General features: G+C 62.6%; 11 protein-coding genes and 1 riboswitch. Of the genes, 3 read left to right on the forward strand and 8 right to left on the reverse strand.

Annotated features, from left to right (window positions below):
* Positions 1 to 66 precede the first annotated feature (66 nt).
* Entirely contained in the window at positions 67 to 1,269 is a 1,203-nt protein-coding gene (ubiM, locus tag NCS28_RS00420) for a 5-demethoxyubiquinol-8 5-hydroxylase UbiM (RefSeq protein ID WP_250511925.1), read from the forward strand.
* A 320-nt stretch (positions 1,270 to 1,589) separates the two neighbouring features.
* Here ubiM and NCS28_RS00430 read toward each other — a convergent pair whose 3' ends face one another.
* From NCS28_RS00430 to NCS28_RS00445, 4 genes are read right to left on the reverse strand one after another with little or no spacing between them, the layout of a single operon-like run.
* Entirely contained in the window at positions 1,590 to 2,783 is a 1,194-nt protein-coding gene (locus tag NCS28_RS00430; protein WP_250511926.1) for an acetyl-CoA C-acetyltransferase, read from the reverse strand.
* A complete protein-coding gene (can, locus tag NCS28_RS00435; protein WP_284504714.1) occupies positions 2,776 to 3,558 on the reverse strand; it encodes a carbonate dehydratase in 783 nt (260 codons plus the stop codon). The genes NCS28_RS00430 and can overlap by 8 nt, the downstream gene beginning before the upstream one ends.
* A gap of 29 nt (positions 3,559 to 3,587) precedes the next feature.
* On the reverse strand, positions 3,588 to 5,390 hold the full coding sequence (gene aceK / locus NCS28_RS00440) for a bifunctional isocitrate dehydrogenase kinase/phosphatase (RefSeq protein WP_250511927.1): 1,803 nt from the start codon (positions 5,388 to 5,390) through the stop codon (positions 3,588 to 3,590).
* A gap of 32 nt (positions 5,391 to 5,422) precedes the next feature.
* Positions 5,423 to 5,845, reverse strand: coding sequence for a MerR family transcriptional regulator (locus NCS28_RS00445; protein ID WP_250511928.1), 423 nt, complete (start codon positions 5,843 to 5,845; stop codon positions 5,423 to 5,425).
* A 105-nt stretch (positions 5,846 to 5,950) separates the two neighbouring features.
* Between NCS28_RS00445 and NCS28_RS00450 the strand changes: the two genes are divergently transcribed.
* Positions 5,951 to 7,024, forward strand: coding sequence for an MBL fold metallo-hydrolase (locus tag NCS28_RS00450; RefSeq protein WP_250511929.1), 1,074 nt, complete (start codon positions 5,951 to 5,953; stop codon positions 7,022 to 7,024).
* A 6-nt stretch (positions 7,025 to 7,030) separates the two neighbouring features.
* Here NCS28_RS00450 and NCS28_RS00455 read toward each other — a convergent pair whose 3' ends face one another.
* Positions 7,031 to 8,626 (reverse strand): ABC transporter substrate-binding protein, encoded by a 1,596-nt coding sequence (locus tag NCS28_RS00455; protein ID WP_250512138.1) that lies wholly within the window; start codon positions 8,624 to 8,626, stop codon positions 7,031 to 7,033.
* A 189-nt stretch (positions 8,627 to 8,815) separates the two neighbouring features.
* Positions 8,816 to 8,990: riboswitch (yybP-ykoY riboswitch) on the forward strand.
* An 88-nt stretch (positions 8,991 to 9,078) separates the two neighbouring features.
* Between NCS28_RS00455 and NCS28_RS00460 the strand changes: the two genes are divergently transcribed.
* Complete coding sequence (locus NCS28_RS00460; protein ID WP_250511930.1) at positions 9,079 to 10,089, forward strand: sodium:calcium antiporter; 1,011 nt, start codon at positions 9,079 to 9,081, stop codon at positions 10,087 to 10,089.
* Positions 10,090 to 10,201: 112 nt separating this feature from the next.
* On the opposite strand, the gene NCS28_RS00465 is transcribed toward NCS28_RS00460, so the two are convergent.
* From NCS28_RS00465 to NCS28_RS33495, 3 genes are all read right to left on the reverse strand, one after another.
* Positions 10,202 to 10,501, reverse strand: coding sequence for a flagellar protein FliT (locus tag NCS28_RS00465; RefSeq protein ID WP_250511931.1), 300 nt, complete (start codon positions 10,499 to 10,501; stop codon positions 10,202 to 10,204).
* A gap of 16 nt (positions 10,502 to 10,517) precedes the next feature.
* A complete protein-coding gene (fliD, locus tag NCS28_RS00470; protein WP_250511932.1) occupies positions 10,518 to 12,059 on the reverse strand; it encodes a flagellar filament capping protein FliD in 1,542 nt (513 codons plus the stop codon).
* A gap of 184 nt (positions 12,060 to 12,243) precedes the next feature.
* On the reverse strand, positions 12,244 to 14,454 hold the full coding sequence (locus NCS28_RS33495; RefSeq protein ID WP_502801130.1) for a flagellin N-terminal helical domain-containing protein: 2,211 nt from the start codon (positions 14,452 to 14,454) through the stop codon (positions 12,244 to 12,246).
* Between the last annotated feature and the right edge of the window lie 197 nt (positions 14,455 to 14,651).

Raw genomic sequence — 14,651 nt, forward strand, 5'->3', positions numbered from 1 at the left:
TGTCGCGGATCGTTCGCCGGCCTTTCGGCTATCGTTGTGCGCTTTCAGACGAGCAAGACCGGAAAGATGAGGCATACCGATATCGTGATCGTCGGCGCTGGGCCGGCGGGTTTGTGTCTGGCGAATGCGTTGAGCGGCGCGGGTTTGTCGATCGTGCTCGTCGAGCAGCAGAGCCACGATGCGCTGCACGAGCCCGCGTTCGACGGACGCGAGATCGCGTTGACGCAGAAATCCGTCGCGCTTCTGAAGACGCTCGGCGTGTGGGAGCGCATCGATGCGCACGCGAAATCGCAACTCGCCAACGCGCGCATCTTCAACGGTTCGTCGCCGTTCGCGCTGAAGATCGGTCACACGCTTTCGGGACATGCGGAGCTTGGCTGGCTCGTGTCAAATCATTTGATCCGGCGCGCGGCGTTCGACGCGGTCGAGCATCGTCGCGCGTTCGGCGCGGATATCGGCATCGTCGCGTCGGAGCGCGTGATCGATATCGACACCGATGCCTGCGGCGCGCGCGTGCGCCTCGAAAGCGGCGAGACGATTGCGGCGCAACTCGTCGTCGCGGCGGACAGCCGTTTTTCCGCCACGCGTCGCATGCTGGGTATCGCCGCCGACATGCACGATTTCGGCAAGTCGATGCTGGTCTGCTGCATGACGCACGATGCGCCGCACGAGCACGCGGCGTGGGAATGGTTCGGGCATCGGCAGACGCTCGCGTTGCTGCCGATGAATTCGGATCCGGAGACGGGGGCGTATCGGTCGTCGGTCGTGGTGACGCTCGACGCGCGCGACACCGAGCGATTGAACGCGCTCGATGCCGATGCGTTCAATCGCGAGATCGAACGCCGCTTCGAGCGCAGGCTTGGAACGATGACGCTGCGCACGACGCGGCATGTTTATCCGCTGGTGTCGGTTTATCCGAAGCGTTTCGTGGCGAAGCGTTTCGCGACGGTCGGCGACGCGGCGGTCGGCATGCATCCGGTGACGGCGCACGGATTCAATTTCGGGCTGGCGGGGATCGAGATGCTGTCGCGCGCCATTTGCGATGCGCATGCGGCGGGGCTAGATTTCGCCGGCGATGCGCTGCTCGCGCGATACGAGCAGAACCATCGGCAAAAGACGCGGCCGCTTTATGTTATTACGCGGTTCATCACTGAGATCTATACGCGGGACTCTTTGCCGGCGCGGATCGCGCGTGACGCGATGTTGCGTATCGGCGAAAGATTGACGCCGTTCAAGCGCGCCGTGGCGATGTCGTTGGCGGGGCGGTGAAGGGGCTTCGTCGAAAATCTCTATTTCGTTTGGGTGCCTAGGGGTTCGACTGCGACGACTCCATTTTCGATCGTCACGCCAGCAGCGGAGATTCGGATGTTTCTGGCTGATACGAACGTCATCAGCGAAGCCAGAAGAGAGGAGCGTGCGAACGAAGGTGTTCGGGCGTTCTTCGATGGCGCTGAACGAAGAAGCTCACGGTTTGACGGTGGCCACGCGCAATGTCAGGGACTTCGAGACAATAGGCGTCAAAATGCCGAATCCCTTCGATTCGCAGCCACGCCGGCCCGCCGCGCAACACGCGGACCGGCGCACCGCACTCAAAGCAGTTCCACGCCCATCGCCGTTGCTTCCCCGCCGCCGATACACAAACTCGCGACGCCACGCTTCAACCCGCGCGACTTCAATGCGCCGATCAACGTCACCAGAATCCGCGCACCCGACGCCCCGATCGGATGCCCGAGCGCGCACGCGCCGCCATTCACGTTGACCTTGTCGTGAGGCAGATCGTGCTCGCGCATCGCGGCCATCGTCACGACGGCGAACGCTTCGTTGATCTCGTACAGATCGACATCGCTCGCGCGCCAGCCGTTCTTCTCGAAGAGCTTGTTGATCGCACCGACGGGCGCCGTCGTGAACAACGCGGGTTGCTGCGCAAACGTGCTGTGCCCGACGACGCGCGCAATCGGCTTCACGCCGAGCCGCTTCGCCGTCGATTCGCGCATCATCACGAGCGCCGCCGCGCCGTCCGAAATGGATGACGAATTGGCCGCCGTCACCGTGCCGTCCTTGGCGAACGCGGGCTTGAGCGAGGGAATCTTCTCGATGTTGGCCTTGAACGGCTGCTCGTCGCGATCGATGACCGCATCGCCTTTCTTGCCCTGCACCGTAACCGCCGCGATCTCCCACTTGTACGAGCCGTCTTCATTCGCCCGTTGCGCGCGCCGCAGCGATTCGACCGCGAACGCATCCTGCGACTCGCGCGAGAACGCGTACGACGACGCGCATTGCTCCGCGAACGTGCCCATCAGGCGGCCCTTTTCGTAGGCGTCTTCGAGGCCGTCGAGGAACATGTGATCCAGCACCTGACCGTGGCCCATGCGCATCCCGCCGCGCGCCTTCGGCAACAGATACGGCGCGTTGGTCATGCTTTCCATGCCGCCCGCGACGATCACATCGGCGGATCCGGCCAGCAGCATGTCATGCGCGAACATCGCGGCGCGCATGCCGGAGCCGCACATCTTGTTGATCGTCGTGCAGCCGGTCGAAAGCGGCAGCCCCGCGCCGAGCGCAGCCTGACGCGCGGGCGCCTGGCCTTGTCCGGCAGGCAGCACGCAGCCCATGATCGCCTCGTCGATCTGCTCCGGTTTCACACCCGCGCGCTCGACTGCGGCCTTGACCGCCGCCGCGCCGAGCTGCGCCGCCGTCAGCGACGCGAAATCGCCCTGAAATGCGGCCATCGGCGTGCGCGCGGCCGAGACGATGACGACGGGATCGGTTTGTGTCTCACTCATGTTTCAACTCCTTGATGACGCCTTGAATAACGGCGGGAATATCACCGAGACGCGCCGCATCGGACGCGAGCACATCGTTCTCCGCGGAATGCGCGCCGCTGCGGCTCATCGCGGCGATGCACGACCGATACACCGGATCGATCTCGTCCGATGCGCTGATCATCATGCCCATGTTGCGCAGGCGGCCATCGTGCACGCCGTAGGTCCAGCCGTGCACGGTGAGTTCCTGGCCGCGCGCCCACGCATCGTTGACGACGGTCGTGCGGCACACGTTGATGGTCTGCTCGATCGTGTTCAGCTCCACGAGACGACGATGCCGCGCGTCGCCCATCGGCCATTCGTCGAGCAGCGCGCCGTGCTTCTCGCGTACGTCTTCGACATGGCGCAGCCAGTTGTCCGCGAGACCGACGCGCTGCCCGACGAGCGCCGCGCCCACGCCCGAGCAGCCGTAATGGCCGACGACCATGATGTGCTTCACCTTCAGCAGATCGACGGCGAACTGGATCACCGACAGACAGTTGAGGTCCGAGTGCACGACGACGTTCGCGATGTTTCTGTGCACGAACACTTCGCCCGGCGGAAGGCCGATGATTTCGTTCGCGGGCACGCGCGAGTCCGCGCAACCGATCCACAGATATTCCGGCGTCTGCTGATGCGCGAGACGCTGGAAGAAGTCGGCGTCCTCGGCGAGCTTGCGCTGAACCCATTCCTGATTGTTCGCGAACAGATGGGCAAGCGGAGTCGAGGTTTCGTTGATGTCGGAAGTAGGGTTCATGTTCGAAAGTCAAAGCGGGACGGCGTGCGTCAGGCGGCGCGCGCGTCCTGTCGACCGGGTTTGTCGAAACGCTCCGGATAACGGATGCAGAATCGCGCGTCCCGGTCATAGGGAAAGAAATCGGCGAGTTCTCCGCGTTGCAATTGTTCCTTGTAGCGCTGCCAGAGCGCCGGATCGAAAAAATCCGCGTGATGGCGCATGAACGCCTCGCGCACGCGCGGATCGCCGAGCAGAAAAGTGCCGTACGTTTCGGGAAAGATATCGTGCGGCCCGACGGTATACCACGGTTCGCCCGACAGCTCGTCTTCCTCGTTGCGCGGCGGCGGCACGCGGCGCACGTTGCAGTCGGTCAGATACTCGATTTCGTCGTAATCGTAGAAGACCACGCGACCATGCCGCGTCACGCCGAAGTTCTTGTACAGCATGTCGCCGGGAAAGATGTTGGCCTGCATCAACTGCTTGATCGCATCGCCGTATTCCTTGATGCCGTGATCGATGTCGTCGTCGCTTCCGTCTTTCAGGAAGAGATTGAGCGGCACCATGCGGCGCTCGATATACACGTGTCGAATCACGAGATTGTCGCCTTCGTACTCGATCATCGACGGCGCTTCTTTTTCCAGCTCGCGGATGAGCGCATCATCCAGACGCGCGACGGGCAGCGCGACGCTCGAATATTCGAGCGTATCGGCCATGCGGCCGAGGCGATCGTGACGCTTCACGAGCTGATACTTGTCCTGGATCTTCTGCCGCGTGGTTTCCTTCGGCGGCGGAAACGCGTCCTTGATGAGCTTGAACACGTAAGGAAAAGACGGCAGCGTGAAGACGATCATCACGAGCCCCTTGATGCCGGGCGCGACGATGAACTTATCGCTCGAATGCGACAGATGATGCAGCAAGTCGCGATAGAAATCGTTCTTGCCCTGCTTCTGCAAGCCGACCGACGTATAGATTTCGGCCTTCGGTTTGCGCGGCATGATCGTGCTAAGAAACTGCACGAACGCCGACGGCACTTCCATATCGACCAGAAAGTACGAGTGCGAGAAGCTGAAGATGATGAGCACCTGCTCGCGCGACAGCAACACGGTATCGAGCGCGAGCAAGCCGGGCTCGGTGTGCCGGATCGCGATAGCGAAGGGCAGCAGCGCATCGCCGTTGATGACGCGCCCGACGACATAAGCCGCCTTGTTCCGGAAGAACAGCGACGACAGCACATGAATCTGAAAATTCGGCGCGGGCGTGATATCGCCGAAGGCATCGCGCATCGCCTGTATCACGCATTGCACGTCGCGCTGCAGATCCTCGAACGGCGGCTCCAGCTGGAAATTCGTGACGATGCGCTCGAGCGTCGCGGCGAGGCCGTCCTTCTGCGGGTAATACGCGCGATATGTCGGCTTCGCGGCGGGTTCGTCGTTTTCGATGTATTCGGTCGAGATCGCGGGCCGCACGAAGATGAAATCGTTGTTGAAGTACGAGCGATGCAGGATCTTGCAGCACACCGAGTTGAAGAACGTCTCCGCGCATTCGGGCTGCCGGTGCGTCGTCAGCAAGCCGATGTAATGCAGCTTGATCTGCTGCCACACGTCGTCGTCGATATTCTCGGCGTCGTATTCGTCTTCGAGCGCCGCCACGCATTCCGCGACGCGATCGTCATACGACGCGATGCGCTCACGCGCCAGTTGCTGCAACGCGTGCCATTCGCCGCGCTCGAACAGCCCCTTCGCCTTGATCGCGGCTTCGCGGAACACACGGTAATGATGCTCGAAGCCTTCGAGTATCGTCTGCGCGACATCGAAACCGATTTGCGACGAGAGCAGCTTGGGGAAATGATTCATGTCGACCCTGCGCTTCGTATGTGACAGTCACATCATGCCGCTTTGGGTTTGCGCGCGCGCTTTTCCGTGCCCGCGGCGATCAGCGCCCGGCCTTGTTCCTCGTACGCGGCGAGTTCGGTGAGCGTCGTGTTCAGGTCTTCGAGCTGACGTTCGAGCACTTCGCGATGCGCCGCGATCGTATCGACGAACGCTTGCAGTTGTGTGGCCGAGCCGGTGGGCGAGTCGTAGAGATCGAGCAGCGTACGGATTTCCGACAGCGTGAAGCCGAGCCGCTTGCCGCGCAGCGTGAGCTTGAGACGCGTGCGGTCGCGCGGCGAATACACGCGGCGCAGGCCGTTCGCGCCTTCGCGCTTCGGCGCGAGCAGGCCCTGATCTTCGTAGAAGCGGATCGCGCGCGGCGTGATGTCGAATTCGCGCGACAATTCGGTGATCGTGTAGTGCGTCGGCTGAGTCATCGCGGGCCGGCAGCGCAAATGCGCGCGCAACGTTAGAATGGATGTTTACGTTATCGTCAACTTCGCCAAATTGCAATGCGGCGCAAACCCGGAGGCACGGACCGAATGAACGCGCTCGAACACCAGCTCGATTATGTTTTCGCCGACGCGCTGCCCGAACCGGGCGGCGTCAAGGAAGTGGCGCCGGGCGTGTTTTGGCTGCGCATGCCGTTGCCGTTCGCGCTCGATCACATCAATCTCTGGCTGCTGCGCGACGAGATCGACGGCGTGAAGGGCTGGACCGTGATCGATTGCGGCATTTCGAACGACACGATTCGCGCGAACTGGGAGCGCGTGTTCGATTCCGTGCTCGACGGCTTGCCCGTGTTGCGCGTGCTCGTCACGCATTGCCATCCGGATCATCTGGGACTTGCCGACTGGATCTGCAAAGGCGGCGACAAGAAACGCTGGAACGTGCGCCTGTGGATCTCGCTGGGCGAATACGCAATGGGCCGCGTGATGGCCGCGGGCAACGGCTCCAACGCGGGCGGCGAGCGCGCGGCGGCGCACTTCGCGGCGCACGGTCTGACCGACGAAGCCTCGCTCGATGCCTTGCGCAAGCGCGACAGCTATTTTCCGACGCTCGTGCCGTCGATGCCCGCCGAATACCGGCGCATCCGCAACGGCGATGTCATCCGCATCGGCGCGCGCGATTGGGAAGTGGTGTCGGGCTACGGCCATTCGCCGGAACATAGCGCGCTCTTCTGCGCGAAGGACAAGCTGCTCATCTCCGGCGACATGGTGTTGCCGCGCATCTCGACGAACGTGTCCGTATTCGCGGTCGAGCCTGAAGGCAATCCGCTCGCGCTGTACCTGGAGTCGCTCGGACGCTATGAAACGATGCCTGCCGATACGCTCGCGCTGCCATCGCACGGCAAGCCGTTTCGCGGTGTGCAGACGCGTATCGGGCAGTTACGCGAGCATCATCGCGCGCGGCTGGCGGAAGTGCGTGAAGCGTGCGCCGCAAAACCATGCAGTGCCGCCGATATCGTTCCCATCATGTTCAAACGCAAGCTCGACATTCATCAGATGACATTCGCGCTCGGCGAAGCGCTCGCGCATCTGAATCTGCTCTGGCTCGATGGCACGTTGAAGCGTCAGACCGGCGACGACGGCGTGATGCGTTTCACGCCGGCCTGACATCGTTCACTGCACCGAAACGCCCGCGAAATTCACGCGCCCGAACGGACTCACGTTATAGCCGCTGACGTTCGCGCGCGTGAGCGCCGCGGCCGTCGGATAAACGAGCGGAATCCACAGCGCCTGATCGTGGATGATCCTCTGCGCGTCGACATACGCCTTCGTGCGTTGCGCGACATCGGCCGTCGATTTGCCGTCGGCGATGAGCTTGTCGAGCTGGCTGTCGCAGTACCGCGCGAAGTTGATGCCCGACTTCACCGCGTTGCAACTGAAGAGCGGCGACATGTAGTTGTCCGGGTCGCCGTTATCGCCGGCCCAGCCCATGAACAGCATGTCGTGCTGACCTTGCTTCGCTTCCTTGATCAGTTCGCCCCACTCGATCACCTTGATCTGCGCCTTCACGCCGATCTTCGCGAGGTCGGCTTGCAGGAGTTCCGCGCCGGCTTTCGGATTCGGATTCAGCACGCTGCCGTTCGGACGCACCCAGATGGTCGTGTCGAAACCGTTCGGGAAGCCCGCGTCGGCGAGCAGCTTCTTCGCATCGGCGGGCGAATACTTGTACGCCGCGATGTTCTTGTCGTAGCTCCACGTATTGGGCGGATACGGATTCACCGCGGGCGTGGCCGTGTTGTCGAACACGGTCTTCATGTACGTCGTGCGATCGAACGCCATGTTGATCGCCTGACGCACCTTAGGGTTATCGAGCGGCTTCTTCTGCGTATTGAGCGCGACGAACGCCGTCATGAACGCGGGCGCTTCGCTGACTTTGAGCGATTTGTCCTTCTTCGCATCGAGCACATCCTGCGGCTTCGGCGACAGCGCGATCTGGCATTCGCCAGCCTTGATCTTCTGCGCGCGCACGGACGCATCCGGCGTGATCGCATAGATCAGGCGATCGACCTTCGGCTTCGTGCCCCAGTACGTCGGATTGACGTCGTAGCGGATCACCGAATCTTTCGTGTAGCTCTTCAGCACGAACGGCCCGGTGCCGATGGGCTTGCTGTTCAGATCGACCTGCTGGTTCGCCTTCAGCAGCTTGTCCGCGTATTCGGACGAATAGATCGATGCGAAGCCCATCGTGAGAATCGGCACGAAGGTGGCGTTCGGCTCGTTGAGCTCGAATTTCACGGTATGGTCATCGACTTTCGATACGGCCTTGATGAGCTTCACAAGGCCCATCGACTGCGCGTGCGGAAAGCCGCTCGCGCCCGCGACCTTGTGCCACGGATTGCTGTCCGACAACATGCGCTCGAAGGTGAAGACGACATCGTCGGCGGCGAGCGGGCGCGTCGGCTTGAAGTAGTCGGTCGTCTGAAACTGTACGTTCGGACGCAGATGGAACGTGTAGGTCAGGCCATCGCTGCTCACGTCCCACTTCTCCGCGAGAGAAGGGACGACTTTCTTCGCGGCTTCGTCGTAGGAGACGAGCGTATTGAAGACGACATCCGCCGACGCATTGGTCGTCACGAGCGAATTGAATTGCACGACGTCGAAGCCGTCCGGGCTCGATTCGGTGCAGACGGTGAGCGGCTTGGACAGCGCGATTGCCGGCGCGGCAAGCATGGCCACTGCCGCTGCGGCGGCAAAGAGTTTCAGGCGCATGAGATCTCCCGTGATCTTCATTTTTGTTCGTGGATGAGCGTGGGGCGCACGCAGCAAGCGACGCGCCCGGCGCGGCTAGATTAGCGAATGCATTCGACGCCGACAACGATTCGATCGGCATACGCATATTCGTTACGTTCATGTCCCCGCGCGTGCGCGGCTTGCCGAAACGGCGCGCATCAAGCTAAACTTGCGCCGTCTTTGGGGAGTAGCCTTCCTTCGCGAGCGAAGGAGAACGCGTCAACATCCTCGGCTCTGCTGCCGTGGCGCGTTCGACCGGAACGGTTTGGCGAGACCATCGATGCGCTATGTCGTTCTTGGTCGGACGGCGCATGGCGCATCGTGGTTCGCTCGACGTCCGGCCGTGGAATCATCGTGTCCCTACAACTACAACATTCCCGTCTTTCGCGCACGCTTGCGCGCTTATCGCATGTTTCGATGCGAGGTGCCGCATGACGATGCTCTTCCTCGAACTCGCGTCGATGCTGGCGATCATTCTGATCGCGTCGGAGCTTTTCACGAACGCGCTCGAACATCTCGGCGAACGGCTCGGCATTTCCGAAGGCGTGACAGGATCGCTGTTCGCGGCGGTCGGCACGGCGTTGCCGGAGACGACGGTGCCTATCATCGCATTGCTCGGCGGTACAGCGAGTCGCGCAGTCAATGAAGAGATCGGCGTCGGCGCGATTCTCGGCGCGCCGCTCATGCTTGCGACGCTGTCCACTTGCCTGATGACGGTCGCGATTCTCAAGTCACGTGGCTTGCGTGGCCGGATTACGCCGGAGCGCAGCGGGTTCACGCGCGATCTCAACTTCTTCTTGTGCGCGTTCCTGATCGCATGCGCCGCGATGTTCGTGCCGCATCATGCGTGGCAGGTGCGCGCGCTGTTCGCGGCGGGCCTGGTCGGCGTGTATGTCGTCTATGTGATTTCGACGTTCAGGGCTTCGGCGAAGCTCGTCGAAGGCGGGCACGGGACGGAAGCGCCCGAGGCCTTGTTCGCGTCGCGTCTCGGCCTGAAGACGACGCTCGGCACGATCATGCTGCAGTTTCTCGTCGGCATCGTGTTGCTCGTGGGCGGCGCGAAGGGATTCATTCACGGCGTCGAGGGCGTGTCGCATGCGCTGGGCATTTCGGCGCTGCTGCTATCGCTCATCATCATTCCGATCGCCACGGAATTGCCCGAGAAGGTGAACAGCATTCTCTGGGCGCGCAGAGGCAAGGACACGCTCGCGTTCGGCAACATCACCGGGGCAATGGTGTTTCAGGGGACGTTGCTGCCGGGGATCGGCATCATGCTGACGCCCTGGGAGCCGCGGGTCGAGGTGCTGACCGGCGTGCTGATCACGCTGGCGGCGGCGGCGTGGCTGCGGTTCAACGCGAAGGAAAATGGCGTGGTGCTGTGGGCGTTACTTGGGAATGGCGTGCTGTATGCGGCTTATCTCGTGCTGACGCTTGGGCGCTGAGAAATAAGAATGCCCGCCGAAGCGGGCATCGAAGAGCCAAGCAGCGCGCTGACTGATCAGCGCGTCGTTCTTGTTGTTCTTACAAGAGTTATCGGCGCGAAAAAAGAAAACTTTAGAAGCGCGCTGCCTGCTGATATCGGCTCGCGGCTTTCACGCCGTCCATCGACCGGCGATACGTTTCGGAAAGCGCAGTCTGCGCCGTCCGAGCACGCGCGGCGACCGCGTCGATGCTCGCCTGAATCTTGCGAATGACCGCGAGCGCATCCGCCGGCTGCTCGGCCTGGAGCGCCATCACGAGCGGTGCGCGCGCGTGCGCCAACTCGGCCGCGCGCGCCCACTCTTCCTTGCCGACCGCTTCGTCGATCGCCTCGGTCAGCGCCCAGGCGTTGTGAATCAATTCATTCTGGTTCATGGTCGATGTCTTCCCGTTACTTCGCGTTCGTAGCCAGCGCGCCCGCGCTGTTGGTGCCGCCGAACAGCGCGGTCAGATAGTTTGCTTGCGTCGCCATGCTCGACATCAGCGTGTTGAGCGCCGTGAACTGGTTGTTATACGAGGTCGTCAATTGTTGCGTATAGGCGGTGAGCTGCGTCTGCTGATCCGCGATGTTGGACAGGTCGTTGTTGAGCGCGGTCGTGCGTGCATCGATGACGCCGCCCGTCTGCAGGAACGACGTCAAACTCGTGTTCAACTGCGCCGCGACGCCGTTGGTCGAGTTGAACAGCGACGCGACCGTGCCGCTGTTGTTCGTGAGCGCGTCGGTGAGCTTGGTTTCATCGGTTTGCAGCGTGCCGTCCGGCTGCAGCGAAATGCCGATGGACGCGAGATTGACCTGATCCTTGCCCGTGCCGATCGCCTTGCTGATCGTGCTCGAAATCGTGTTCTTGATCGAGTTCATCATCGAATCGCCGAGCAGCGCGCCGCCTTGCGAGCCGGCTGCCTGAGTCGAATCGAACGACGTCAGCGATGCCGCCGTGCTGACGAAGTTGTTGTACGCGGTGACGAACGCTTCGATCGTCGTCTTCTGGCCGTTCACGTCCTGGCCGATCGTAAGGTTCTGCGTCGTGCCGACCGAATCCGACGTGACCGTCATCGACACGCCCGTGATCGCGTCCTTGATCGTGTTGCTCGGGCTCGACACCGCCGTGCCCGCGACCGTAAGGTTCGCGTCCTGTCCCGCCGTGTTCTGCGTCCAGCCGCCCGAGCTGTCGATGGTCGTACGCGCGGGCGTCGTGATGGTCTTGGTCGGATCGTTCGGATCGGTCGTCGTGCTTGCAACCGCAGTCCCCGATTTCACCGCGAGCTTGCCGAGCGACGACGTGCTGTCGTCCGCATCGACCGTGATGTTGATACCGGTGGCGAGGCCCGTCGCGGCTGAGCGCAGCACGAGGTGCGCGCCGTCCGTGCCGTTGACGATGGTCGCCGTGACGCCCGGATTGTCGGACGCCGAATTGATCGCCGAAGCGATGCCCGACAGCGTGTTGTTGCTGCTGTCGATCTTGATCGTGCTGGTCTTGCCGTTGACGTTGAGCGTCATCGAGCCGGTGCCGAGTGTGTCCGTCGACTTGAATGCGCCGGACGTGATCGACTGCGACGTCGCGATGTTCTGCACGTTCACGGCATAGCTGCCCGCGACCGCGCCGCTCGCCGCGGTGGCCGTGAGGCCTTTGCCGTCGGCGGTGGCGGTGAACTGCGAGAGCGTCGTGCCGTTCGCGAGATTCGTGAGCGAGCTTTGCAGCAGCGAAAGAATCGACTTCAACGTGCCGATCGCGGTGAGCTGCGTGTTGTCGGCCGTTTTCTTGTTGTTGAGCGCGTCGGTCTGTCCCGCGACCTTCGCGTTGACGATCGCGCTGACGAGCGAGTTCACGTCCATCGTCGAGTTCGTGGATCCGCTGATGATCGACTGCGCGGCCTGCTGGACGGCGCTCGTCGGATCGACAGTGGAACCCGTTGACGTGGCTACGGTGGTCATGTGTACTCCGGTCGTTGCGTTTTCGCGATCGTTGGAAATGGGAGGGAGGCGTCATCTCCCGAAAACGCGCACAGGGAGACGAGCTCCCCGGGCGCGGACTGCTGTGCTTCTACTGCAAAATTTTGTTACGTCCGGCGCGCATTTTACTGATAACGCGCGCCGGCTACAGCGTCGGCGACGATGCTTAGCCGAGGAGCTTCAGAACTTGCTGGGGCATCGAGTTCGCTTGAGCCAGCACCGAGATACCGGCTTGTTGCAGCACTTGAGCCTTCGACAGGTTCGCGGTTTCCTGCGCGAAGTTCGCGTCGGTGATTTGCGACTGAGCCGACGACAGGTTGGTCGCCTGTTGCGTCTGCGTCGAAGCGATCGACGTGAAGCGGTTTTGCGCAGCGCCGAGCGAAGCCTGAATCGTGTTGACGGCGTTCAGTGCGTTGTCGATCGATTCGATGGCCTGGTTCGCGCCAGCGGTCGTGCTGATGTCGATGTCGGAGACCTTCGGCGGCACGTTGTTGGCGGTGACCGATGCGAGGCCGGCTGCTGCTGCGGTGGCGTTCGAGTTTGCTGCGAGCGAGCCTGCGCCGGCGAGCGTCTTGCCTGCGGTGCCGCTGTTCGACGAACCGACCGAGAACAGGTTCGATGCTTCGCCGTTCACTGCCGCGCTCGTGCTTTCAGTGCCGTTGGCGCCAACCGCAACGAACTTGTAGCCGCCGGATCCGTCGGCGTACACGTTCACCGAAGTGAACGTCGGCGTCGTGCCCGAGCTCGCTGCATCGCCGTTCGCGTCGAGATTGACCGCGACCGTGCCGAGCTTGGCCGGCGTGGCGTTTGCCGAATTGATGGACGTGAACGACAGGCCGGCTGCGTCGGTACCAAATGCCGTCGTGCCGGAGCCGGAAATCGCGAGCGATTTCGCGCCGCCTGTGCCCGTGGTCGGCGTGAAGAGCTTGGCCAGCGCAGCGCTACCGGTGTCGGTGCCGTCGTTCACCGTGCTGGTGATGTCGGTACCGCTGGCGTCGAGCGCCGCGTACGTGAAGCCGCCGTTGCCGTCCGCAGAAACCTGGATCGACTTGATCGTCGCGCCGTTGGCGGACGTGTCTTCGCCACTCAGGTCGGTCTTGATCAGGTTCGTGCCGGTCGTGCTGAGCGTACCCAGGACCGTGCCGCTCTTCGAGAAGCCTTGCTGGTACGTCGGTGCAACGTAATTGGAGGCTGCCGCGCTGTTGAGCGACGAGGCCGACGGAGCATCGCTGCCCAATGCCGTTGCGCCAGCGGACGACAGCGCGAGGCTCGCCGGGGTCGTGCCCGAAGCCTGGCCGGTCACGAACAGCTTCGACAACGCGTCGCTACCCGTGGACGTGCCGTCGTTGACCGTGTTGGTGATGTCGTTGCCCGATGCGTCGAGCGCCTTGAACGAGTAGCCGCCAGCGCCGTCAGCCTTGACCTGGATCGAGCTGATCGTGCCGGTCGTGTTGTCCTGGCCGCTCAGGTCCGTCTTCAGCTTGGTCGCGAGGGTGACCGTAGCGAGCGTCGTGCCGCTGCCCTTGAAGCCGCCAGCCGACACTTGCGTGTTCGAAGCCTGGATCGCGGCGATCGAGCTCGTCTGGCTCGCGCTCGCGCCCGAAACCAGCGCGCCTTGCGGTTGCAGCGTCAGCGCCGTGCCCGTACCCGTCGTCGCAGCAGCGCCGCCGAACAGGTTGTTCACAGCCGTGCTCGACAGAGCCTGGTTGTTCTGGTCGGTGAACGTGAAGCCGCCCTTGCCGTCGGCGAGAACGTTGATCGACGTGAGCGTCGCAGCCGAGCCCGAAGCAGCGGCATTGCCGGTCTTCGCGTCGAGCGACAGACCCGTCATCGAACCGAGCACCGAACCCTTCGCAACCGTGCCCGTGCCGAGGTTCGCAGCCGAAACGCCCTTGCTCAGATCGACGCTGATCGTCTGGCCGACGTTCGCGCCGACCTGGAACGACACGTTGCCAGCGGAGCCGTCGAGCACGTTCGTGCCGTTGTACGTCGTTTGCGAAGCGATACGGTTCACTTCAGCGATACGCTGAGCGACTTCCTTCTGCAGCGCTGCCTGGTCGTCAGCCGACAGCGAGCCCGTCGCCGATTGCACGGCCAGCTGGCGGATACGCTGAAGGTTGTCGGTGATCTGGTTCAGGCCGCTCGATGCCGTCTGGGTCATCGACACACCGTCGTTCGCGTTCGAAACGCCCTGGTTCAGGCCGTTGATCTGCGAGGTCATGCGCGAAGCGATCGCCTGGCCGGCAGCATCGTCAGCAGCGCTGTTGATGCGCTTGCCCGACGACAGGCGGGTAATCGCCGACGACAGCGCGCTCTGCGTGTTGTTCAGATTCTGCTGGGCAACCAGCGAGTTGATATTGCTATTGATACCGATCATTTTTTTGCTCTCCTGGGAGACTTTGTCTGGCTTTGGCTTTGGCACCGAGTGTTGCCTGGCGGTCCTGCGCTCGGTGATAGCCGGCCGCCTACTTGTGGTTATCGGGCCCCTCGAAAAAACTTAAGCCCCGCGCAAACGATTTGTGTAATGAATGCGTCCGTAAGCCTCGGCAGGCTCGTCCGGCAAGGCGCCACTTT

Source organism: Caballeronia sp. INDeC2, from assembly GCF_023631325.1.
GTDB lineage: Bacteria > Pseudomonadota > Gammaproteobacteria > Burkholderiales > Burkholderiaceae > Caballeronia.